The organism is Enterobacter cloacae complex sp. ECC445 (genome assembly GCF_021892025.1).
GTDB lineage: Bacteria > Pseudomonadota > Gammaproteobacteria > Enterobacterales > Enterobacteriaceae > Enterobacter > Enterobacter chengduensis.
In genome coordinates this window covers 212502-233947 of the sequence record NZ_JAKLRZ010000001.1, presented here as the reverse complement: position 1 = coordinate 233947, position 21446 = coordinate 212502, and the positions used below count along the sequence as shown (strand labels likewise).

The following is a 21446-nucleotide window of genomic DNA, read 5'->3' as shown; positions in this document are numbered from 1 at the left end:
TATTACGCGGCAAACTGACAGTGAAACTCGCCCTGCTCGCAGGTGACGTGCAGACGTCGGTACTGCTCGTCGCTGCGGCTGGCGGTAAGTAAGATCTGGCTCATCTGAGGCAGTAAGGTATTGGTCAGAATAGCGTCCACCATACGGCCTCCGGACTCCACCTCGGTACAGCGCTGAACAATCTGTTCCACCACGCTGTCGTCAAACTCAGAAATAATGCTGTGATTCTCTTCCAGACGCCGCTGGATGCGCTTGAGCTGCAGACGAACAATCAGCCCCAGCATCTCGTCGCTGAGCGGGTAGTACGGCACCACCAGCAGGCGTCCCAGCAGCGCCGGTGGGAACACCTCCAGCAGCGGCTGGCGCAGGGCGCCGCTTAACGCGTCAGGTTCCGGCATCAGCTCAGGGTCGGCGCACATGGCGCTAATCAGCTCGGTGCCGACGTTGGACGTCAGAATAATAATGGTGTTGCGGAAATCAATGTGGCGCCCCTCGCCGTCCTCCATCCAGCCTTTATCAAAGACCTGGAAGAAGATCTCGTGGACGTCCGGGTGCGCTTTTTCAATTTCGTCCAGCAGCACCACGCTGTAAGGGCGGCGGCGCACGGCCTCGGTCAACACGCCGCCTTCACCATACCCTACGTACCCCGGCGGCGCACCTTTTAAGGTGGAGACGGTGTGCGCTTCCTGGAATTCGCTCATGTTGATGGTGATGACGTTCTGCTCGCCGCCGTACAGGGATTCGGCGAGCGCCAGCGCGGTTTCGGTTTTACCCACCCCGGACGGGCCGCAGAGCATAAAGACGCCCACCGGCTTGTTGGGATCGTCGAGCTTCGCCCGCGAGGTTTTCACGCGGCGGGCAATCAGGTCCAGACCGTGACGCTGGCCGATCACGCGCTGGTTCAGCGTGTCGGCGAGGTTCAGCACCGCGTCGATCTCGTTTTTCACCATCCGGCCCAGCGGGATCCCGGTCCAGTCAGAGACCACCGCGGCCACCACGTTTTCATCGACCGCCGCAAACAGCAGCGGTTCATCACCCTGTAAGGCGTTCAGCGCCTGCTGCTGTTCCGCCAGCTGGCCGCGCAGCCCGGCGCTCTCTTCATCCCCCGCCGCGAACAGCGCCGCGCGCAGGCGAATAATCTCCTGCACCAGGCCGCGCTCTTCTTCCCAGCGCTGGGCCAGGGCTTGGCGTTTTGCTTCATACGCCTCGCGCTCGCCGCGCAAAGCCGTCACGCGTTCGGCGTCACCGGCACCCACGCGCGCTTCGCGTTCAGCTATCTCGATTTCCACGTCCAGCGCGGCAAGATGGCGCAGGCAGTCCTCCAGCTGCGCAGGCGGCGCGCTCTGGCTAACCGCCACGCGGGCGCAGGCGGTGTCGAGCAGCGCTACGGCTTTATCCGGCAGCTGGCGCGCCGGGATGTAGCGATGCGACAGCTTCACCGCCGCGCTAACCGCTTCGTCGAGCAGCAGCACCTGGTGGTGGGTCTCCAGCGGCGACACGGTGCTGCGCAGCATCAGAATGGCCTTCGCTTCGTCCGGCTCGTGCACCTGCACCGTCTGGAAACGGCGGGTCAGCGCCGGGTCTTTCTCAATGTACTTTTTGTATTCCGCCCAGGTGGTGGCGCCGATGGTGCGCAGCTGGCCGCGCGCCAGCGCGGGCTTCAGCAGGTTCGCCGCATCGCCGGTTCCCTGCTGGCCGCCTGCGCCAATCAGGGTGTGGATCTCATCGATAAACAGAATAATCGGCGTGGCGCTGGACTGGACTTCGTTAATAAGCGCCTGCAGACGGGCCTCGAACTCGCCCTTCATGCCCGCGCCTGCCTGTAGCATGCCGATATCCAGCAGCCACAGCTGAATATTTTGCAGCGGCTCAGGCACGTCGCCGTCGGCGATGCGCAGCGCCAGCCCTTCTACCACCGCCGTTTTCCCGACCCCGGCTTCACCGGTCAGCAGCGGGTTGTTCTGGCGTCGACGCATCAGGATATCCACCATCTGGCGGATCTCCTCGTCGCGCCCGACAACCGGGTCAATCTTCCCTTCACGGGCGCGGGCGGTCAGGTCCTGTCCGTACTGGGCCAGCGTCCCCTGCGCCGCCGGTACCGCACCCGCCGGTGCGTCGACGGCGGCAGCGGCCTGCTGGGTCTCTTTGCTGTTGGCGCAAATGGCATCGAACTGCTCGATCAGCACCTCGACGTTAAGGCGGGTGAACTGCGCCGAAATGCTTTTCAGCACGTTAGCCAGGTTCCAGGTTTTCAGCAGCCCGATCAGCAGATGGCCGCCGCGAATGCGGCTGACGCCAAACTTCAGCGAGCCATAGACCCAGGCGCGCTCTACGGCGCTGTCGATATGTTCGGAGAGATCGGAAACGGAGCTCGCCCCGCGCGGCAGCGCATCCAGCGCGGCCACGATATCGCGCGTCAGCTGCTGCTCGTCGAGGGCAAAGTGGCGGATGACCTGCTGCAGATCACCCTCCTGCTGCTGCATCAGCTGATGCAGCCAGTGCACCAGCTCAACGTACGGGTTACCGCGCAGCTTGCAGAACGCAGTCGCGCTTTCCAGAGAGGTAAATAACAGCGTATCCAGTTTGCCGAAAAGCACGGCACGGCTAATTTCTGACATGTTAGTTTCCATTAACAATGATTCGGTATACGGAAGGATTACCGCTCTGCGCGATACACCAGATCGCCCCGCGGGACGGGCTGCGGCTGAAGACCCAGCCAGGTGTTATAGCCTAATCGCCCGGCACCGCCGAGCGCGGTGCCCTGCACCGCGTCTTCACGCAGGATCACCCGCGTTTCCCATTCAAACTCTACCCCGGCGTACTGACGCACCCAGTCGCGCAGCTCCGTGACCCACGCTTCACCCGGCAGAAAGCGGTTGTACTCCTCCGCGCTCAGCGGGCCAATCTCAATGCGAAATTTGTGCTGCACGTCGCGGACGGCGACGCCGAGAAAGGCGGACTCCCCCATGCGCGGCATGCGGCGTCCTGCGCCAAGCTGCGCCTGCTCGCGCGTGGAGAGCGGCATCCACTGCGGCACGTTGCTCACCAGCCTGACCGGCGCCTTAAAATAGCTGCGCAGGATCTTCTCCAGCCCCTCCGGATCCCGCCCGTGGCGCGTCAGGTGCCCGGCGTGGGTAAAGCGCGCGTGCTCGCTCAGGCTGCCCTTGTCCATCTGGCCCGGCTGGCCCATACCAATCAGCGACGCCAGGTACCCCTCAAAGCGCTTGTTATCAGCGCGATCCAGAGAGACGGTGGGCTGCGCGTCCGCCCAGGCGCGGTAAAACAGCAGCGCCAGACGGTGATGGAACAGATCGGCAAACGCGCTGAGGCTGGAGTCCTGATGATGATGAATACGCTCGCGGGCGTATTCGGTCATGTGGACCGGCAGCGGGCCGTTCGGGCCGAACAGGCCGAAGCTGAGGATAGACACCTCGTGCAGCCCGCTCTCTTCCCGCAGGCGGACGTCGGCCAGCGTCGACGGCGCAAAGCTCATCGACGGCTGCTGGCCGATGCGCAGCGGCTCAAACTTCGGCAGCGGCGCGCGTCCCAGCGGGTAGCGCTCGCCGCCCTGGGCATCAATTCGCCTAAGCAGTTGAAACAGGTCGTAGCGCCAGGGCGTCTCGCGGACCCCGTTCCAGAACGCTTCCGGCAGCTTCGTCAGGCGATGCACGCGCAGCGGTACAGTAGCGGCGTCACTCATATCAGCGCCCTTTTACCCATGCGCGGCGCCCAGTAGCCAATCTCGCCGCGCTGCTGACTTTTCAGGGTAAACTCCGTAAAGCTGTTGATGGAGACCAGACGGGCAAAGAGACGCTCCATCACGCTGCCAAAGAGCCACGGGCTGGCGCCGGAAAAGGCACGCTCGTCTACCGTCAGGGTAATGCCGATCCCGCGGGCGAAAACCACCGGGCCGGGTTCTGGCACGCGGCGGTGAACCGGCTCCAGCACGCAGTGGCGCACCCCGTCGACCTGACGCGCAACGGGCGTTTCGGCCAGGCTGGCGTACAGCCCTAACAGCTGGCGCAGCGCGGCTGCGCCCTCTTCGTTTTCGCTGTCCATCAGGCTGAGGTAGTTCATCTGCAGCTGGCTGATCAGCCGCCAGGTGCTGAACCCTTCGGCCAGCGCCGGGCGCGGCGGCGTCGGCCCCTTACGCAGGGTAAGCGATTTCACCGGCATGGAGTCGGCCATAATGAACTGCCCGAGCTCCTGCTGCAGCATCAGCGGCAGGTCGCGGCTGGTGCAGAGTACGTCGGCAGAGATATAGCGCAGGTTTTCCTGCCAGGGGGCGTGCTGTTCATCCACCAGCGAGACGAAGACCTCCGAGCCGATATAGCCGGTGCGGGTGCCGTAGCGCAGGGCGTGCTCGGACAGCACGCGCTGTTCACGGCGCAGGGAGAAATAGGCCCCGTAGTTGCCCGCATCGCCGCTCCAGGTGCTCCAGAAAGGGCGAAACGTCCGGTCATCGCGCTGGCCGTCCGCGCTGCCATAGATTTTTTTTACCGCATAGATTTCATAATCCAGAGGCCGGATGTTATCGACCACCAGATGGTATTCATGCTGGCCTTCGTCCAGCTTCTGACGCGCCGCGACCTTGGGGAACAGGTTGATCACCGGCGTGCAGTGCAGCGCCAGATGGCTGGCATCGACCACGCGCTCCAGCTGTTCATCCGACTTGTCCAGCAGAATGAAGATGTCGAAGGCTTTTTCACCCTCGCAGCGCTGGATAAGCCTGCTCAGGCCGCTAAGGCTAATGAACCGGAAGCGCGCCGGAAACGCGAAATACTCCTGCAGCAGGCGATAGCCGTCAAAGTTACGCAGATCGTCCGGAAGCAGCGCCTGGTCAGGCTCAAAGCCCTCCTGGCGCAGCGCGTCCGACGCCAGCAGCTGCCTCTGCGGCTGCGGGCCGACCGTCTGACAGACGATCCCGGCGTGGTGCTCCATCACCAGCTCGAGCAGCTTCAGCGCTTCAATATCCGGACCAGCGAGGAAAAATTCCAGACGGTCGAAATCCAGGTGCCCGAGATTTTGCGGGCCGTCGCAGGCGATGCGGATCCGCAGGGCGCTGCCGATCCCCCGCTGGCTAAGGCCCAGCTGCGCGAGCGGCAGATCGGCGGGCACGCCGCCCAGCTCGACCCTGTCGATCTTCAGCGGCAGCAGGTTAACCTCGTGCGCCGTCGTATAGCTGCAGGTGACGCCGGTTTTTTTCAGCGCCAGGCTGTCCATCATGGTACCGCGCGGCACGATGAAGCCCTTGCTCAGGTCGCCCCGGCTGCTGTCGGGCGCAATCTCCGCGATGGCCATCGACGGCGTGGGCGCGAGATAGTTCGGCGCAATCATCTCCAGCAGACGCTGGGAGAAGCGCGGAAACTCCGCGTCCATTTTCATCTGCACGCGGGAAGTCAGAAAGGCGAACCCTTCCATCAGGCGTTCGGTATACGGGTCCGCCACGTCGATACCGCGCATGCCCAGCCGTCCGGCGACTTTGGGATAGCGTTCGGCAAACTCGGCCCCCATTTCGCGCAGGTAGGCCAGCTCACGGTTGTAGTATTCGAGCAGTTTACTTTCCATGATTACCCCGCATCTTTCAGTTCAAAATGGCCGTTTTCCAGATCGACATCGGTACGAAACAGAAACTCCAGCGGGTAAGGCACGCACCACAAACGCCCTTTGATCTCGATGGAGAGCACGTTGTGCAGATCCAGCGAGGAGGTATCCGACACGCAGCGGACCTGCAGCCCCTGCGGCAAAATGCGCGGTTCAAAATTGATGATGGCCTCGGTGAGCTTGCGCTGAATGTCGTGCCATTCGATGTCCGACATTCTTTTTCCGGCCAGCGGCGCGACGCCGAAGTTAACTACCGAGCGGCTCACGTGCGGCAAGGCGCTCAAATCGCCGGAGGCGTCGTGATTGATGGTGTTAAACAGCCACTGCAGATCCCGCAGAACGCTGCGGCGCAGGGCGGCGTGGGTAATCAGATTGCTGTTGACCGACTCGCGCTTTTTTTCCGGTTCGTTATCGGTGAGGCGATCGAGCAGCGAGGGCTGCATTTTGTCGCGCGCCCCCACCTTCTCCTGCTTGCTGCGGGCTTGCCAGCCGCTGCGCAGCAGATCGCCTTCGCCAGCGGGATTACTCATCGGCGTCATCCGTCGCAAACGTCACGAGGCCTAACGACAGCAGCGGGCTTTCGCTCTGCTCGCTTAGCCAGGCCTTCTGGCCCATGCCTGTGTAAAGGGTGCCGTCTTCATCGAGCGGCTGCCAGTCGGTGGTGCGGCCCAGCTTGACCGCATCCGGCGCATCGGCTGCAAACGGATAACGCGCCGGGATCTGGCACACCTGCTCCGTCCCGTCGGTCAGGCGCACCAGCGCGTGACGCCAGACCAGATCGGTCACGCTGGCAGGCGCCTGGAAACGGATCTCCGCGATAGCGTTAAGCGGCAGCCAGAAATAGCGGCCGTTGACGAGGGTTTCGCACACCGGGCCGAGACGGGCATCGCCGTCCATCAGCCAGTCGAAGGCCTGCGTCTCCTCGTTTTCGAGGGTGATGTGGCCGGGGTTGGCCTGCGCCTGTTCAAGGGCTTCCAGGCGCAACGCCTGCGCGCGTTCGCCCTTCTCGCCAAGCGCCGCGGCCAGCGTCGTCAACCACGGCCACTGGGTTTCAGGCATGGCCGGACGCGCCTGTCCCGCCATCACCTGCGCGCGCTGCAGCTCGCCCTGGATGGACTGCTCCAGCAGCGTGACGGTGGGTTTCGCCTGCGGCTTCAGCGCCAGCCAGCTTTTCAGCTGGGTCAGCGCGCGGGTCCAGTTGCCGCTGAGGATTAAAAACTGCACGAACGCGGCGCGAAGATCGGCATCCGCCGGACGGGCTTTGATGTCAGCTTCCAGGCGCGCCAGCGCGTCGCTGAGCGACTCACCCGCCAGGTGTTGATAGAGCGTATTCATCGCCACTCCTTAATTCGCCGCGCGCCATGCGCCGACGGCCGGATCGCGCAGCTGAGGACGCAGGGTGTCAATCAGCACGATATTCAGCGGTGCGCCAGGTGCGACCCAGGCGCTCCACGTTTTTTTCACCGCCGCGATGCGCGCCTGCAGTTTTGCGTCATCGCTGGCGGTCTCGCGGGAAATCTCCACCGCCACGGTGCCGTTGCTCTTCCAGCTGTTCAGGGCGTTATCGTAAGGCAGGATCATCCAGCTCTGGTCGCTGTCTGGCGTGCTGAAGACCATGCGCTCTTTGTTAACGGAGGTGATCAGCGCTTTTTCCGGATCGGCGCTTTGATTCAGACCGGTCACCGGGAAGCCATGAATGTAGGTCACCGCCATCTCTTTCTGCCCGCCGCTGCGGGACTGCGACACGACGGTGTGCCCGCTCAGCCAGCTGCCGTTACCGCAGCGGGTGGTCTCAGAATCGGGAATAAAGAGCGCCGGTGCAGACGCGCCCCCTTCCCAGAAGGTGCGCAGGTGGCAGCCGTCCTGAAGGGTAAACTCCTGCCACGGCGTGCGGTCCGCGGCAACCGTGCGGGAAGCCACGTCCTGGTCTGGCGGCAGCAGCGCGCCGCTGGCGGTGGCTGCGGTGACGGTCTCAGCAGGCGCGGCCTGCTCCTGTTTCACCACCAGCGCCCAGTCCTGGGCTTTGCCTGCCGTGCCCTGCGCCAGCAGGGTCCCCGCCGGATCGTTGAGCGTCCAGCTGAGTTTACTCACTTTGCTGCACTGGTGTTCCAGCAGCGAGCCAAGACGCGGCACAAAGTTCTCCAGCACGGAGACGTCTTTCTTGCCGTTCGCCACGATGCGCAGCGCCACCTCTGGCTTACACCAGCTCTGCGGCGTGTTGTCTTTGATGTTGTCGATCCAGATATCCAGCTTCTGCGCAGGAGACTGCACGATGCGGAAATTCTCAGCCTGCGCGGTAGAGGTCGCCGCCAGAAGTGCCAAACCCGATAGCCAAAGTTTCATATCGTTCCTTGTGTGTCTAATCAGTTCCGCAGGGAAGAAATTGTGCTGCGTCAGAGAGGGTGTGCAGCAAAGTGGTGTCCTGAGGGTTGCCCATCCATACCGCCAGGGCGGTATAGTTATCCTGCGCATTCCCTTCCTGTTCGCCATTCTTTTGAATGATTTGGTTCATTAAGGTCAGCCACTCCTGCGGCGTATTGACCATATGCAGCGACTGCTTCATCTGCTCTTCGCTGACGCCGTGCCAGAAGCCGTCGGTGCAGAGCAAGAATGCATCGCCGTCCTCCACCTGCACCACGTCGCTGTAGCTCGCTTCCGGCCCGCCGTTTTCAATTCCCAGCGCCAGATAGAGCAGGTTGCTGTTCAGGTTGTCGGTCTGGTGCCCGGCATCCTTCATCTGCTGCACCAGGCTGTGGTCGGTGGTCACATGCCACAGCCATCCCCGACGGAAGAGGTACAGGCGGCTGTCTCCGGCGTGCGCCCAGTAGGCCAGCCCGTAATCCCGGTCAATGAACAGGCTGACCAGCGTCGTGCCCATCCGGCGATAGTCCTGAACGGCCTGCTGTTCGCTGAGAATGGTGCGGTTCGCGGTCTGCACGTAGTCGCGGATATGCTGCGCATTAAGATGTTTGTCGCCATCGAAGCGGGAGATAATGCTGTTGCGGGCCAGCTCGGCAGCCACCTCACCGCCCGGCAGCCCCGCGATGCCGTCGCAGACGACAAAGCAGGCTGAACGTTCCCCAATGGTTTCTCCCGTCTGATCCTGGTTGCTGGCGCGCGTCCCCTGGCGGGAGAGAGAAGCCGTTGCGATATTCATTTGTCTTCCGATCCGCTCTGTGAGTCTTTGTACTGATTCACCTCCATGTCATACGCATGAAGGAAGGCCTCGCCGAAGAGGGTGTGGAAGTCATCCTCAATCTCGCCCGCCGTCTCGCCATAGCTGCGAACAAAATAGTCCCACAGGGCGGCTTTGCGGCTGCCCGGCAGCGCCAGACGCGAGGTCATGCCGTTCTGCTTCGCCTGCTCTTCCAGCTGCTCCGGGTTAAAGGACTGCAGCATCGCGGCGATAATGGCGCGGATGCCGGAGATCATCCCCAGCTGGTGCGCCTGCAGATCGATCAGCGCGTCGCGGACGGATTTTGTTGGCGGCATAAAGCCCGGCATCGGGGTGCCGAACATCTGGATCAGGACGGTTTTCCCGGTTGGCAACAGCTTGAACGGGTTGTTGGCGTCGTCCAGCACCATGGTCATATCGGCTTTTACGCCGCGCTTGAGGATGGAGCGCGAGGAGAGCAGCGCCACGGTCCCCTGGGAGAACATGCCGAGGATCTGTCCCAGCTGACGCATGTTTTCGCGGTCAAACTGCGGGACGGGCTGCATTTCGCTCAGCCCCATACCTTCCAGCAGCGCTTCAAGCAGTTCGCCCTGCAGCACGTCGCCTTTCTCGCCGCTATTCGCGGTGGCGGTTGGAGAGGCAGCGTTATTGACCGGGTCGATGCGCAGGCGGCCCTTCGGCGCCTGCGCGCTGCTGCGCGCAACGGCCTGTGGCGTAGGGAGGGTAAAGCCAGCGTAATCCGGGCGCGCGGGCTCTTCTTCAGCACGCGGTTCTTCCTGCGGCTCAGGGGCGAACAGCGGGGAATCGGCCAGCACGTCCTCTTCCTGCTCAGGTTCCGGCACTGGCGCAGGCTTATCGTCAATCATGTCATCCGGATGGGTTAACGGCGCGCCGCCCATCAGCCCGAGCGGGTCGTCATTTCGCGCGGCCGGCGCGCTGGCCTTACCGCCAAACAGCGCCAGCGGATCGAGCTCATCCGCCGCCTCTTCCTCTGGCTTAACGGGGTTCGTCTCGCCCGGCTGCACCAGCGTTGACGGGGTAACGTCGTCGAAAATGCTCTCTTTTTTGAACAACGCTTCGTCGCTGAACAGCGTGTCCGGGTCGACATGCTTACGCTCAAGCGTGGGATCGCTGTCGTTGAACATCGCCAGCGGATCTTCGGCGTTACGCTCCGGGGCCGCAGGCTGAGAGAACGGGTCGTGCGACGCCGCAGGCTGCGGCTTTGTGCGGTTGCTTGAGATGCTGTCGGAGATGGAGAACTCCTGCATCAGGCTATCCCAGATTTCCGTTGGCACGGCGGTCGGCTCGGTTTTTCCGCGCGGTGCGGCACTGGCCGGTTTCGGCTGCGGAGCGGGCGCGGATGCGGCTGCCGGACGCGCCTGCTGCTGCATGCTGGCCGCCATACGGCTCACGGGCTGCGTGTCGTGGATAAGCTCGGCCACTTCGATACGGTAGTCGTCAATACCGAGAATGTCGCCATCCTGCAGTTCAACCTGACGCCCCCGCTCCAGCGGAATATCATTCAATACCACGCGGGTGACGCTGCCACGGTTGGTGACGCGGCATTCACCATTGGCGTCAACGTGAACAATGGCCTGCAGGCGCGAGATGGTGCGGTCATTGTCCGGCAACACCAGATTGTTATCCGTACCGCGCCCAATGGTGCCGCCCGGGGCATAAAAATCACAGCTGCTCTGCGGCGGCTGATGACCGGGTTTCGTAGAAATAATCGTGAATCGCATGGCGTATTCCTGCTGGTATGATTAGCGCTCAAACGCTGCCGCTCTCGGGGTGAAAACGGCGGCGTTTGGGGGTTAACACATTCTATTCAGTCTGCGTAAGCTTAAACTGGCCTGAAGGATCTTCTTGTAAGGTGAAACGGGCAGCATAGCGAATAGAATCGTTTTTCCCTGACACTTTCAGAGCAACATCATATTCTCCGGCTTGCCACGCAATCCCCTTCCATTGGTGACACTGTTGGGTCGTTAACGTCACCTCAGGGCTAAACGTTGACGGCGGCGATATCGCTTTCCATTCATTTCCCGCGCGTTTCATTATGGTGGGCGAATGGCTGGTGACAGGCGCGTCTAACCCGGAGTTAGCGGGAATAGCAAAGCAGGGTTCGTTGTTCTTTAGCGTAACCGAAAGCGACTGATATTGTGCAGGATGAGAGACACAGGCACTCACCGTTAATGCGATTGCTACAACATTGAGTAACTGTTTCATAACCATACCCGCCGGTCTTTAGGATTTTGAATAAACAACGATAACACCTGTAGATATCTATCCTTCAGGTCGGGTCCGATAATTCCCTCAAAACCTGTGATGTTTCGGAAATCACCCAGACCGTAATTTATCAGATAATAAAAATCTGAAATGATAGAAGCCTGCTGCTCCATACCAAAGTCCGATAGTTTTTTATCGGGGGGCAGAGAATAATTATAACTTGCTGCCCAACTGAATGCGCCTCGGGTTCGAACATTCATTCCAATCTGATGCTGCAATACATGCACCATTTCGTGAATAAACCAGTGTTTATATCGCGGAACTTCTATTGAAAAGTCATCCCGATAATGCGGCTCGCGAAAATAGAGCTCACCGTTGGGGGTCATCGCGACATCTGTCGACTGCATATTAAATGGCAAATAGCTTTTATTATGGACTTTCACTTCTGAGTACTTTATTGCGTCACCAAAAACCGAGCGCGCCAGTGCTATTTCGCCAATGGTGAGAGGACGGGCGCCTCCTTCCTGCAAACTTGCCATGCTATCTTCCTTCCCGGTTGATAATGACCGGGGAAAACTCCCCGGCCACACATGCGATTACGCTTCTTTGTTCTCTTTGATGTTCCAGCCAGCGCTGCTTTCAGCACCTTTACCACCGGCAGTGGTCTGCTCCCAGTACTGCTGTTTCACTTTCGCAGCCTGGAACGCGTAGGTCACACCAACGGTATCGCCGTTGTCTGCACCGGTGTACTGAACAGAGGTCACCAGCACATCTTCCAGCGTGATGCGGGTGTATTCCACCTGCTGGCCGCCGGCTTTACAGACGGACAGCTCAACTTTGGTCAGGTGTTTACCGCTGGCGCAGTGCTTCAGGATAGCGGTGGTGGATTTGTCGATCAGGGCGTTAACGTGCAGGTCGTTAAAGTTAACTTTACCGGCACCACCGCCACCGCCAACGCTCATATTACCTGGCTGGGAAGCGCCCCAGGAGAAGGAGGTAATATCAGTCCAGCCGGTGTGGTTAGAATCTTTAGATTCGCCCGTAACACCCTCGACCTTCAGAAACATATCAATAGCCATAATATCTACTCTTCGTGGATGAACAATATTGCTTTCGAAAAAGCACTTATATGGCAAACAGGAAAGCATGGGGCTGAATAAAACCGTCCATATTTTACCTCTGCCTCACATCAAATGACCCGTGTCATTTGACAGTCTTACACTCCCTCTGAATGAAAAGAAGGAATGTGAAGTCTTTTACTACTGCGGGTTATCCTGAATCCAGGTGCGGTCAGGATCGCCAACTATTACCTGAGGAACCAGTTTATTCAATTCGTCGCTATGATAAAGACGGAGACAATTTAACGTTACGCCTTTGATTTTTTGTGAACGTTCAGAGTGAAAGCTGTTCTTTTCGTCTTTATATTTATTTATCACAGCCTCAATTTTCCCCATGCCATTTTCAACATCGAAGGGCATCCACTCCAGGAGTGCGCTTGCGCTGAGCCCTGCATCAGCAGAAAACTGGCCACCGTCGTCTGCCACCTCTGCAAGACAGCGTGCCAGAACGTAATCTTTCATCACCTGTCTGTAAGTTTGTTGATGGAAGAATTGAAGTCCCGTATTAGCAGAATAAGATGAGCAACTAGTCAGAAAAAGAAACAGATAAAGTATTTTTTTAAACATGGCGATATCTTTTTTACGGTATAGCGCTATCTCAGTTCCCAGAACCAAATCTCTTTACAGTCGGTGTAACAATCGGAATTGCACTGCATCATATTATCCCCTACCGGTTCTAATAGGTCGATGTGTCCACCGTTGTAATTAGTTATACGGTTGAAGAAAATCACACCTTTGCGGTTACGGAGTTTTTGACCAGCCTCTCGAATATCAGTATAGATTTCTGCCTTGCCAAACACACTCGCTTTATAGAGCTGATCAGCCAAAAGCTTCGCACCAGGTTCAATTTTTTTACCCTTATATGGCCCACTCTTTATAGCCAAACGCCCTTCAAATTTAACATCACACTTTAAGAGAGCAAGGCTTATTCGCACTGCACAAGTATTCATATACCCCGGATTAGACTTAATGAGCACGCTTGCGTCGTAACCTATTTCGTTAAAGAGATCATCCCGAGGGACATAACCCGGCCGCGATTCGTTAGAGGAGTAATGTTGTGCTTTTAACTGTGCATACAACGGTTTCATGATTGAACTCCTTTTTTGCACGGTAAATCCTGTGCCAGAGCCTCGGTGATTAACAATGCTGCAGGTTCTTTCTTACGGTTTTCAGGCAATTTTTTGAAATAGCTGTAAATGCTCTCTCGTAATGAACCGGGCAATGCGACCGTATATCCACACCAGGATTTACCCTCCGTCGCATCCATTACCCCAAGCAGATACATATTCGCTTTAAGCTGCTCCTGTTCGTTATCTTTTGCGAGCCACGCTGAAAGAAACTTTTCCCCGCTCATTTGTACATCATTACGGGACAGTGTATTAGGGTCGCGTAGAAGATTTGATGAGTCATTCTGGCCATTAGCAGCCCATAATGGCGTCGCTCCCAATAGACCGGTAAACAGCAAAACATGTAGGGTAAGTAACTTCATTGTTTCTCCTGCTCCAGATTAGATTTCTCTTTCAGCATAACTAAACGTGGTCAGTGAAGGATTAACAACACTTTTTGATTTTCTCACCGGTAGCGTATATGCACATCGCAAGAGCAATACATCCGACAAGTAAAAGTCCGTGCAACATCGCTCTCAAACCACCCTGTTGCCAGTCAAAGATCAACAGGTAGTAACCGCATGCGGTAAAAAACACCATTGCCGACATCAAAAGCAATAAATAAGCGATGAAATAGATAATGAATTTTTTCATCAACAATTTCCCTTTAAATTCATTATCTGTTTCATATTACGCGTCATAGTGCCGGCCCCTGCGGGCCGGCAATTATCATCACGCGTCCTTCGTCTTCAGCGACGGCAGTTTAGAAACCAGACGCAGGGAAACGGTCAGACCTTCCAGCTGGTAGTGCGGACGCAGGAAGAACTTCGCGGCGTAGTAGCCCGGGTTGTCTTCAATCTCCTGCACCTGCACTTCCGCAGCCGCCAGCGGCTTGCGGGACTTGGTCTCCTGGGAGGAGTTCGCCGGGTCGCCGTCCACGTAGTTCATCACCCAGTCGTTCAGCCAGCGCTCCATCTCTTCACGCTCGCGGAAGGAGCCGATTTTGTCGCGCACGATGCACTTCAGGTAGTGGGCAAAGCGGCAGCAGGCGAACAGGTACGGCAGGCGGGAGGCCAGACGCGCGTTGGCGGTGGCATCCGGGTCGTGGTACTCGGCCGGTTTTTGCAGGGACTGCGCGCCGATGAAGGCGGCAAAGTCGGAGTTTTTGCGGTGAACCAGCGGCATAAAGCCGTTTTTCGCCAGCTCGGCTTCACGACGATCGCTGATGGCGATCTCGGTCGGGCACTTCATGTCCACGCCGCCGTCGTCGCTCGGGAAGGTGTGGCACGGCAGGTTCTCTACCGCCCCGCCGGACTCCACGCCGCGAATCGAGGTGCACCAGCCGTACTCTTTGAAGGAGCGGTTGATGTTGGCCGCCATCGCGTAGGCGGCGTTCGCCCACGAGTAGCTGTTGTGGTTCGCGCCGTCGGTCTGCTCTTCAAAGTCAAAGCTGTCGACCGGGTTGGTACGAATGCCGTACGGCAGGCGCGACAGGAAGCGCGGCATCACCAGGCCCAGGTAGCGGGCATCTTCAGATTCACGCAGCGAACGCCAGGCGGCGTATTCGGTGTTCTGGAAGATTTTGGTCAGGTCGCGCGGGTTGGCCAGCTCCTGCCAGGACTCCATCTGCATCACGCCCGGCGCGGTACCGGTGATGAACGGACAGTGCGCCGCAGAGCCGATGCGCGCCATTTCGCCCAGCAGCTCAACGTCCTGCGGGCTGTGGTCGAAGTAGTAGTCGCCCACGATGCAGCCAAACGGCTCGCCGCCAAACTGACCGTACTCCTGCTCGTAGATTTTCTTGAAGATCGGGCTCTGGTCCCAGCCCACGCCCTTGTAGCGCTTCAGGGTGCGGCCCAGCTCCTGCTTGGAGATGCTCATAAAGCGGATCTTCAGCATCTCGTCGGTTTCAGTGTTGTTCACCAGGTAGCTCAGGCCGCGCCAGGCGCTCTCCAGCTTCTGGAACTCGTCGTGGTGAATGATCTGGTTCACCTGCTGCGAGAGCTGCTCGTCGATACCGGCAATCAGGTTCTGGATGGTGCGGTAGGTATCGTTCGAGAAGGTGACGGTATTTTCCAGCGCCTGCTGCGCCAGGGTTTTCACCGCGCTTTCTACGGCGGAACGCGCCTGGTCGGTTTTCGGGCGGAACTCTTTGTTCAGCAGCGCGCTGAATTCATCCTGGCTGAACGCCTGACCCGCCTGCTGCTCGTGTTGTTGAGTCTGGTTGCTCATCGATTATTCCTCGCTACCTTTCGCGCTTTCGTCATTTTTCGGCAACTGGCTCAGGGATTTGAGCAGCGTCGGATCCTGCAGAATTTTTGCGATCAGCTCTTCCGCACCGTTTTTGCCGTCCATATAGGTCAGCAGGTTAGAGAGCTGGGTGCGCGCTTCCAGCAGCTTGTTCAGCGGCTCGACCTTGCGCGCCACCGCGTCCGGCAGGAAGTCGTCCATGCTGTCGAAGGTCAGATCGACGTTGAGCTTGCCTTCGCCGGTCAGGGTGTTATCCACCTGGAACGCCACGCGCGGCTTCAGCGCCTTCATGCGTTCGTCAAAGTTGTCGATGTCGATTTCGAGGAATTTACGCTCGTCGACGGCCGGCAGGTTTTCCACCGGTTTGCCGACCAGATCGGCCATGACGCCCATCACAAACGGCAGCTGAATTTTACGTTCTGCACCGTAGATCTCTACGTCGTACTCGATCTGCACGCGGGGGGCACGGTTACGTGCGATGAATTTCTGCCCACTGTTACTCATTGCCATGATGTTCTCCATCAAAGATGCGCGGTGAAGGTGAAACGGCAGGCTCCATGCCTGTCGTCATAATGCCTGGACGCGCTATTCGCGGCGCCCAAAGATGTTTTCCAGCTGGTTAACGCCGTCTGGCGCCAGGTCGCGAATAATGTCCATAAAGTTAAGTTCTGACAGCCGCTGCACCCGTTCAATCATCAGCGGCGCGGGGTGGCTCGGTTCGTACTGCGCAAAATACTGCTTCGCTTTTTCCAGCATCAGCTGCGCATCGGCGCGGCTGGTGACCTGCACGCTGCGCCAGTCGGCGACCGTCTGAACGGGCTGCACGGCCGCCGGTTGCGGCGCGGCCTGCGTTTGGGCCTGCGCCTCACGGTTCGGCAGCAGCGTGCTGATGTCGGTTACCTGACAGGCGCTCGCCACCAGCCCCACGGTTTTCAGCAGCTGCTCCATCTCGGGCAAGCCGCTTTCACCAAGATGCCCGGTAAGCAGCTCGCGAATGGCCAGCAGCCGTTCGTTAATGACGATAACCGCGGCGGTTCCCGGCTGGTTGCCGCGAGAAAGCTCGTCAATCAGCCGTGGACGCCCGCCGGGATAGTCCGGGCATTCCGTCTTGCTGCCGTCCAGCAGCGCCTGGGCATCCTTGAGCGAGATTTCATCGCCGTTTGAACGCAGCAGCGAGGCGTTACGCACGGCGACGGTAAGGTCGGATTTATCGCTCAGCCCTGCCAGGGCGTTAATGCGATAGAACGGGTCGGTTTCGCCATACTCTTCCAGCAGCGGATAGAGCGGCTCCCAGTAACGGGCGATGGCCTCCTGCACCAGCAGCAGCCCGTCCGCGTAGCCCGCAAGCCCGCGGCGGCGCGTCCACGCATGGGTTAACGCCAGCAGGACGCGAAGGTCTTTGGTGCGGGTCAGCAGGCCGGTGGCATATTTTTCCACCGTGTTCCAGTCCGCAGGCTCTGCCGGAATAATGGTGTCGCCAAACTGCTGTTCCGCTTTCCCAAGGCTTGCCTGACTCATTGCCTGGAAGTCAGCGTCGTACTCCAGGTTTTCGCCGCAGGGCCTGTCGGCGCTTATCGGCGCGAGAAATTCTTCGATATTCATGAGATCCCTGCTTATTCAAACATGGGCGGATAGAGACCGTGACGCCCCGGACGGGCGCCGCCTGCCGGGTCGAACAGCAGGGTGAAAAGCTGCCCGGTAAAGTTGCCGCTGTGCACGTGGGTGTACAGCGGGTAACCGTCGCAGCGGTTGGTCCACCAGTAGCTGGTCTGGCGCAGCGGATCAAAACACTCTGCCGCCTGAGGCCAGCCCAGCGTGTTCTGGCCGTCCTCGTCATAGCCAATCACATCCAGGATGTCGGAGCGCTTTTGCGGCTCGACGGGCTGCGGCGCCGGAATGGTCATCAGCATCTCATCCAGCTGCGAGGCGGAAAAACTGTTGCGCACCGCGTGCAGCCCCAGGCGCCCAATCTGCTGGTACCAGCTTTCGGCCTGGCTCAGCAGGCTGGTCGACCATTCTGACGGAGAGAAGCTCAGCTGAAGGCAAACCGGGTATTGTCGGCCCACGCTGTCCCGGCCGGGCAGCAGGCAGCCCATCTGGATCATCTGGCTGCCCAGCATGGGCGGTACGACAAAATTCCAGACCGGCGCTTTGTGAAACTGGCGTTCGCCGCTGCGCTGCTCTTCCTGCTGCCAGGCCAGCAGGCCGACCTGGAACCAGTGTGACCACTGGCGCTGTAAAGTGTCAGGAAAGCGGCGCTGCAAAAAATCTCCGGCGCTGGGTAACTTGCCGTACCAGCTGTAGCGGTTCATCGCAGGGGTATTCGTCATACGGCTGTCCTTGCGGTTATGGGCATGAGAAACGGGGAAGCTGGAAAGGGTTACGAATGCTGTTTGGCGCAAACTCCAGCGTGACCTGATGGCCGTCGACGTTGAAGGTGGCCTGACGGCTCAGGCTGCCTGCGCCCGGGCTGGTGCTCGCCTTATCAAAGAAGCGGTTGAGCGCCCAAGACCCGTTGGTCGTCAGCGTCGCCGTGCTGCCGTTCGCCAGCCCCAGCTGCATGCGGACCTGGTTGGTGCCGCCCGGCCCCGGCCAGTTCATGATCTGCACTGCCTGCGGGCCGTGGCTGTAGCGCAGCAGCTGGCCGTCAACGTCCAGGGTCAGGTTCAGGATGGTGTTATCCATTCGCACGGTGCGAACCGTCACCTTGAAGGACGGCGTGGTTGCGCCGTTCGCAAAGAAGGCGTCGCGAATGGACTGGGCCTGCTGGAACGGCCTCAGCAGCCCCTCGCTTCCCGGCAGCGTTTTCCCGTCGATGCCGGGCATAAAGCGCCAGCTGGCCTGGGTGGTATCCACCTTGTTGGTCAGATTGTCGCGAAAGAAGGTGTCCATCAGCCCGGTCCCCGGCGCAAACATGCGCGCGAGATCGTCAGGGGTCACCTCGGTGCTGGCGCTGCGCACCAGCGGGTAGCGACCGGCGATCGCCTGACGGCAGAAGCCGCCCACCTCAACGTTAATCCGCTTACGCACGTTCTCCAGGTCACGGCGTTGGGTATCGCTGCTGGCACCCACCGCCATGTTGCTGAACATGGTTTGCAGCCCGCCCGGCAGGCGACCGGCGCTGGCCTGCAGGCGGCTGATTGCCTCCCCGCCCGGCGCAGGCATGCCGCTGTTGGCCGCATCCTGGACGGCGGTCAGGTAGCGATAGAGCTCGTCCACCTGCTTGAGGAAATCGTCAAACACGATGGTCTTCCCGCCCTTCTCCAGCGGCTGCGCCAGCTCAATCATCGGCGCATAGTGGTCGGTGACCAGCTGTTCCGGCGCCTGCGTAACCACGGCGGCCTGGGTCGGCGCCGCGTCATTGTTGCTGAACAACGCTTCCAGCGTGCGGGTGGAGCGGTTGCTCTGATCCTGCGCTTTAGCCGCATCTTCCGGCGCGGGCGCATTGCGCGACAGGTTCAGCACCTGGCTCAGGTTCTGCACCAGACGGCGCAGCGGCGAGTTAGTGCCGGAGAGCAGGCGCGCGGTGTTGATGCGCTGGGAAAGATCGGCGCTGTTATTGAGCTGAATGTCGGCGAGGAAGCGATCCCAGTTGGCGATAAAGTCGCGCATGTAGAGCTGGCGCACGGCGTTATCGACCTGCTGTTTATCCTCCTGCGCCGTTGCGGCCCCCAGCACCCACGCGTCGTCTTCATGCAGGGCGGTGGTGACGCTGTCAATCTGGCCGTTAAAGCTTTTCCAGTAGCCGTCCGGCGTATACAGACCCGGCACGCCCTCGCTCACCGGCTTGCCGCTTTTACGAGAAAAGACCAGCTCGCTCTGCGGTCCGCCCAGGTCGGACAGGGAGACCGGCTTGAGGTTTTCATCATGCTCCAGCAGGCGCTTGAGGCGACCGTATACGCGCGTGGAGAGCGGCTGCTGGCCGATCATCGCCCTTTCGCGGGCAACCAGCGATTCATCCTGCGCGTACGGGGAGGCCTGAATCTTCGGCTCCAGCAGCTGCGTCAGGTGCCATTCGAGCTCTTGCAGCTGCGCCTTCGTGACGTTCTGCGGCAGATTGCGCTGCAGGTTTAGCATCACCCACGAGTGCAGGAATTTGCCGTCATAGCGCTTCGGCTGGTACAGCATCTGGTAGGCTTTCAGCGCTTCATAGCTGTATTCCACGTCGCTGCCGTTGTCGTTGCGAAGCCAGGTCGTGATGTGCATAGCGACGGCAGGCAACAGCATCTGGTCCAGCGCCTTCTGGTACAGAGACTGCGAGGCGTCGCTGACGTCATCCCCGCGATAGAGCCCCATGCGGCGGGAAATCGGCGGATCGTTCACGTCAAACGCGTCGCTTTTCGGCAGGTCGACCAGGCCGTTCAGCAGCGGCAGCAGATCGAACAGATCGCGCTGCGGCTGGTTCTGTAAGGCTTTGCTCTGCTGGTCGAGCAGCGGGACCTTCGCATCAACCTCTTCCAGGTAGGTTTTGTTTTTGGCATAGCTGGTGAGCCACAGTCCGCCCAGGATCGCGAGCACCGCCAGCAGCGCCGCATAGCCGGACCAGATGGCCGCCCGGTTGCGCAGCTCCCACCAGCGGTTTTCGCCCGCGATACCGGCTTCCTGGAAGATGACGTTTTGCAGCAGGTTCTTAATGAAGAAGCTCTGACCTTTCGCCCCCGGGATAGGCGCTTCTTTGCTGACCGAATCCCAGTTATCCGCCTCCGCCCCTTCCGGCAGCGACAGCGCGCGGTTCAGTTCGCCCATCACGCGGTCGAACGGCATCCCTTCCTGCGTCCCGCTGGCGAAGTAGATCCCGCGCGGAGAGAACTCGGTTTCGAAGTTGGAGCGGGCAAAGACCGTGCTCAGATAGTCCGCCAGCAGCGGACGCAGCGCGGCGAACTCCTGCGGGAAGAGATACGCTTCGGCACGGGCTTTCGCGTCATGCTCTTTCAGCATGGTTTCCGGCAGCCCGGCGTCGAGGCGCTGCTGCAGCAGAGAAAACTCCTGCTGGAAGTTGCCCATCAGGTCGTAATCGGCGTGCCTGGTTTGCTCCCACGGCAGCGTGAAGCCCCAGATCTGGTCGCGCTGCGCTTTGTCGTAGTCGGCAAACCAGGCGCGGAAGCCTTTAAGCAGGTCGGCCTTGGTCACCATCACGTACACCGGGAAGCGGATGCCCAGCTGTTCATGCAGCTCGGACAGGCGCTGGCGCAGGTTCACCGCCTGCTGGCGGGAGGCCTCGGCAGACTGGGTGAGCAGGTCAGAAATGCTGATGGTAATGATGACGCCGTTGATCGGCTGGCGGCGGCGATACTTACGCAGTAACCCCATGAACTCCAGCCATTCACCGGCGTCCTGCACCTGCTCGCTCTCCTGGGTGGTGTAGCGGCCCGCGGTGTCCAGCAGCACCGCCTCGTTGGTGAACCACCAGTCGCAGTTACGCGTGCCGCCAATACCGCGCAGCGCGGTCTTACCGAAACGATCCGCCAGCGGGAACTGCAGCCCGGAGTTGACCAGCGCCGTGGTTTTACCGGAACCCGGCGCGCCGATAATGACGTACCACGGCAGCTGATAGAGATATTGCGTGCTGAAGCGCTGCGTCCACTGGGCGCCCTGTCCCGCCTTGCTGAAGTGCGCTTTTTTCAGCATCTGCGCGGCTTCATCAAAGCGGCTGGCGAGGATCTGCTCCTCGCTGTTCAGGCGCTTCTGCGGGTCCGCGGCTTCCGGGGTTTCCGCGTTCTCTTTAAGCTTGTCCATCAGCTTGCGGTTCAGCCAGGCATTGTACAGGCGCGGCAGAATGTGGCCCTGCGCCCAGAGCAGGTAGACCACGGCAATGCTGATAATGCGGTTCTGTTCAGACTCTAGCGGTCGCGTGTCCACGATGGACAGCAGGGGACCAATCATCCAGATCACCGCCGCCAGCGCCGTGACGCCGAGGAAGCTCCACAGAATGCGGTTGGTCAAAATGGAAAGAAGTGTAGTCAGCAT

General features: G+C 59.8%; 20 protein-coding genes. All 20 read right to left on the bottom strand.

The window, feature by feature from the left end; genetic code table 11:
* Nucleotides 1-2 precede the first annotated feature (2 nt).
* Nucleotides 3-2618 (bottom strand): type VI secretion system ATPase TssH, encoded by a 2616-nt coding sequence (gene tssH, locus L6R44_RS01135; protein WP_237422958.1) that lies wholly within the window; start codon nt 2616-2618, stop codon nt 3-5.
* A 38-nt stretch (nt 2619-2656) separates the two neighbouring features.
* The gene (gene tssG, locus L6R44_RS01130) at nt 2657-3700 is read right to left on the bottom strand and encodes a type VI secretion system baseplate subunit TssG (RefSeq protein ID WP_237422957.1); all 1044 of its coding nucleotides are present in this window, start codon (nt 3698-3700) and stop codon (nt 2657-2659) included.
* On the bottom strand, nt 3697-5568 hold the full coding sequence (gene tssF / locus L6R44_RS01125; protein ID WP_237422956.1) for a type VI secretion system baseplate subunit TssF: 1872 nt from the start codon (nt 5566-5568) through the stop codon (nt 3697-3699). Before tssF ends, tssG begins: the two co-directional genes overlap by 4 nt.
* Before the next feature lie 2 nt (nt 5569-5570).
* On the bottom strand, nt 5571-6134 hold the full coding sequence (tssE, locus tag L6R44_RS01120; RefSeq protein ID WP_237422955.1) for a type VI secretion system baseplate subunit TssE: 564 nt from the start codon (nt 6132-6134) through the stop codon (nt 5571-5573).
* Nucleotides 6127-6939 carry a type VI secretion system accessory protein TagJ gene (locus tag L6R44_RS01115; RefSeq protein WP_237422954.1) on the bottom strand — a complete coding sequence of 271 codons (813 nt, stop codon included), beginning with the start codon at nt 6937-6939 and terminating at the stop codon, nt 6127-6129. The genes tssE and L6R44_RS01115 overlap by 8 nt, the downstream gene beginning before the upstream one ends.
* A 9-nt stretch (nt 6940-6948) precedes the next feature.
* The gene (locus L6R44_RS01110; protein WP_237422953.1) at nt 6949-7947 is read right to left on the bottom strand and encodes a hypothetical protein; all 999 of its coding nucleotides are present in this window, start codon (nt 7945-7947) and stop codon (nt 6949-6951) included.
* 16 nt (nt 7948-7963) lie between these two features.
* The gene (locus L6R44_RS01105) at nt 7964-8761 is read right to left on the bottom strand and encodes a PP2C family protein-serine/threonine phosphatase (protein WP_014884226.1); all 798 of its coding nucleotides are present in this window, start codon (nt 8759-8761) and stop codon (nt 7964-7966) included.
* Entirely contained in the window at nt 8758-10521 is a 1764-nt protein-coding gene (tagH, locus tag L6R44_RS01100) for a type VI secretion system-associated FHA domain protein TagH (RefSeq protein ID WP_237422952.1), read from the bottom strand. Before tagH ends, L6R44_RS01105 begins: the two co-directional genes overlap by 4 nt.
* Before the next feature lie 82 nt (nt 10522-10603).
* Nucleotides 10604-11011 carry a putative T6SS immunity periplasmic lipoprotein gene (locus tag L6R44_RS01095; RefSeq protein WP_337249833.1) on the bottom strand — a complete coding sequence of 136 codons (408 nt, stop codon included), beginning with the start codon at nt 11009-11011 and terminating at the stop codon, nt 10604-10606.
* Nucleotides 11002-11544 carry a hypothetical protein gene (locus L6R44_RS01090; RefSeq protein WP_237422950.1) on the bottom strand — a complete coding sequence of 181 codons (543 nt, stop codon included), beginning with the start codon at nt 11542-11544 and terminating at the stop codon, nt 11002-11004. The genes L6R44_RS01095 and L6R44_RS01090 overlap by 10 nt, the downstream gene beginning before the upstream one ends.
* A gap of 57 nt (nt 11545-11601) precedes the next feature.
* Entirely contained in the window at nt 11602-12084 is a 483-nt protein-coding gene (locus L6R44_RS01085; RefSeq protein ID WP_014884229.1) for an Hcp family type VI secretion system effector, read from the bottom strand.
* Nucleotides 12085-12264: 180 nt separating this feature from the next.
* On the bottom strand, nt 12265-12690 hold the full coding sequence (locus L6R44_RS01080; protein WP_032641127.1) for a T6SS amidase immunity protein Tai4 family protein: 426 nt from the start codon (nt 12688-12690) through the stop codon (nt 12265-12267).
* A 26-nt stretch (nt 12691-12716) separates the two neighbouring features.
* On the bottom strand, nt 12717-13211 hold the full coding sequence (locus L6R44_RS01075) for a T6SS effector amidase Tae4 family protein (protein WP_237422949.1): 495 nt from the start codon (nt 13209-13211) through the stop codon (nt 12717-12719).
* A complete protein-coding gene (locus tag L6R44_RS01070; RefSeq protein WP_229267764.1) occupies nt 13208-13612 on the bottom strand; it encodes a Rap1a/Tai family immunity protein in 405 nt (134 codons plus the stop codon). The genes L6R44_RS01075 and L6R44_RS01070 overlap by 4 nt, the downstream gene beginning before the upstream one ends.
* A 61-nt stretch (nt 13613-13673) precedes the next feature.
* The gene (locus tag L6R44_RS01065; RefSeq protein ID WP_045890533.1) at nt 13674-13883 is read right to left on the bottom strand and encodes a hypothetical protein; all 210 of its coding nucleotides are present in this window, start codon (nt 13881-13883) and stop codon (nt 13674-13676) included.
* A 78-nt stretch (nt 13884-13961) separates the two neighbouring features.
* A complete protein-coding gene (tssC, locus tag L6R44_RS01060) occupies nt 13962-15461 on the bottom strand; it encodes a type VI secretion system contractile sheath large subunit (protein WP_028018712.1) in 1500 nt (499 codons plus the stop codon).
* A 3-nt stretch (nt 15462-15464) separates the two neighbouring features.
* The gene (tssB, locus tag L6R44_RS01055; protein ID WP_008502644.1) at nt 15465-15989 is read right to left on the bottom strand and encodes a type VI secretion system contractile sheath small subunit; all 525 of its coding nucleotides are present in this window, start codon (nt 15987-15989) and stop codon (nt 15465-15467) included.
* A 75-nt stretch (nt 15990-16064) separates the two neighbouring features.
* Entirely contained in the window at nt 16065-17081 is a 1017-nt protein-coding gene (tssA, locus tag L6R44_RS01050) for a type VI secretion system protein TssA (RefSeq protein ID WP_237422948.1), read from the bottom strand.
* 11 nt (nt 17082-17092) lie between these two features.
* Nucleotides 17093-17809 carry a type VI secretion system-associated protein TagF gene (gene tagF / locus L6R44_RS01045; protein ID WP_032641135.1) on the bottom strand — a complete coding sequence of 239 codons (717 nt, stop codon included), beginning with the start codon at nt 17807-17809 and terminating at the stop codon, nt 17093-17095.
* Nucleotides 17810-17825: 16 nt separating this feature from the next.
* Entirely contained in the window at nt 17826-21446 is a 3621-nt protein-coding gene (gene tssM / locus L6R44_RS01040) for a type VI secretion system membrane subunit TssM (RefSeq protein WP_237422947.1), read from the bottom strand.

Coding starts and splice junctions, on each gene's coding strand:
- tssH (WP_237422958.1), bottom strand. CDS start 2,618: ATGTCAGAAATTAGCCGTGCCGTGCTTTTCGGCAAACTGGATACGCTG.
- tssG (WP_237422957.1), bottom strand. CDS start 3,700: ATGAGTGACGCCGCTACTGTACCGCTGCGCGTGCATCGCCTGACGAAG.
- tssF (WP_237422956.1), bottom strand. CDS start 5,568: ATGGAAAGTAAACTGCTCGAATACTACAACCGTGAGCTGGCCTACCTG.
- tssE (WP_237422955.1), bottom strand. CDS start 6,134: ATGAGTAATCCCGCTGGCGAAGGCGATCTGCTGCGCAGCGGCTGGCAA.
- L6R44_RS01115 (WP_237422954.1), bottom strand. CDS start 6,939: ATGAATACGCTCTATCAACACCTGGCGGGTGAGTCGCTCAGCGACGCG.
- L6R44_RS01110 (WP_237422953.1), bottom strand. CDS start 7,947: ATGAAACTTTGGCTATCGGGTTTGGCACTTCTGGCGGCGACCTCTACC.
- L6R44_RS01105 (WP_014884226.1), bottom strand. CDS start 8,761: ATGAATATCGCAACGGCTTCTCTCTCCCGCCAGGGGACGCGCGCCAGC.
- tagH (WP_237422952.1), bottom strand. CDS start 10,521: ATGCGATTCACGATTATTTCTACGAAACCCGGTCATCAGCCGCCGCAG.
- L6R44_RS01095 (WP_337249833.1), bottom strand. CDS start 11,011: ATGGTTATGAAACAGTTACTCAATGTTGTAGCAATCGCATTAACGGTG.
- L6R44_RS01090 (WP_237422950.1), bottom strand. CDS start 11,544: ATGGCAAGTTTGCAGGAAGGAGGCGCCCGTCCTCTCACCATTGGCGAA.
- L6R44_RS01085 (WP_014884229.1), bottom strand. CDS start 12,084: ATGGCTATTGATATGTTTCTGAAGGTCGAGGGTGTTACGGGCGAATCT.
- L6R44_RS01080 (WP_032641127.1), bottom strand. CDS start 12,690: ATGTTTAAAAAAATACTTTATCTGTTTCTTTTTCTGACTAGTTGCTCA.
- L6R44_RS01075 (WP_237422949.1), bottom strand. CDS start 13,211: ATGAAACCGTTGTATGCACAGTTAAAAGCACAACATTACTCCTCTAAC.
- L6R44_RS01070 (WP_229267764.1), bottom strand. CDS start 13,612: ATGAAGTTACTTACCCTACATGTTTTGCTGTTTACCGGTCTATTGGGA.
- L6R44_RS01065 (WP_045890533.1), bottom strand. CDS start 13,883: ATGAAAAAATTCATTATCTATTTCATCGCTTATTTATTGCTTTTGATG.
- tssC (WP_028018712.1), bottom strand. CDS start 15,461: ATGAGCAACCAGACTCAACAACACGAGCAGCAGGCGGGTCAGGCGTTC.
- tssB (WP_008502644.1), bottom strand. CDS start 15,989: ATGGCAATGAGTAACAGTGGGCAGAAATTCATCGCACGTAACCGTGCC.
- tssA (WP_237422948.1), bottom strand. CDS start 17,081: ATGAATATCGAAGAATTTCTCGCGCCGATAAGCGCCGACAGGCCCTGC.
- tagF (WP_032641135.1), bottom strand. CDS start 17,809: ATGACGAATACCCCTGCGATGAACCGCTACAGCTGGTACGGCAAGTTA.
- tssM (WP_237422947.1), bottom strand. CDS start 21,446: ATGCTGACTACACTTCTTTCCATTTTGACCAACCGCATTCTGTGGAGC.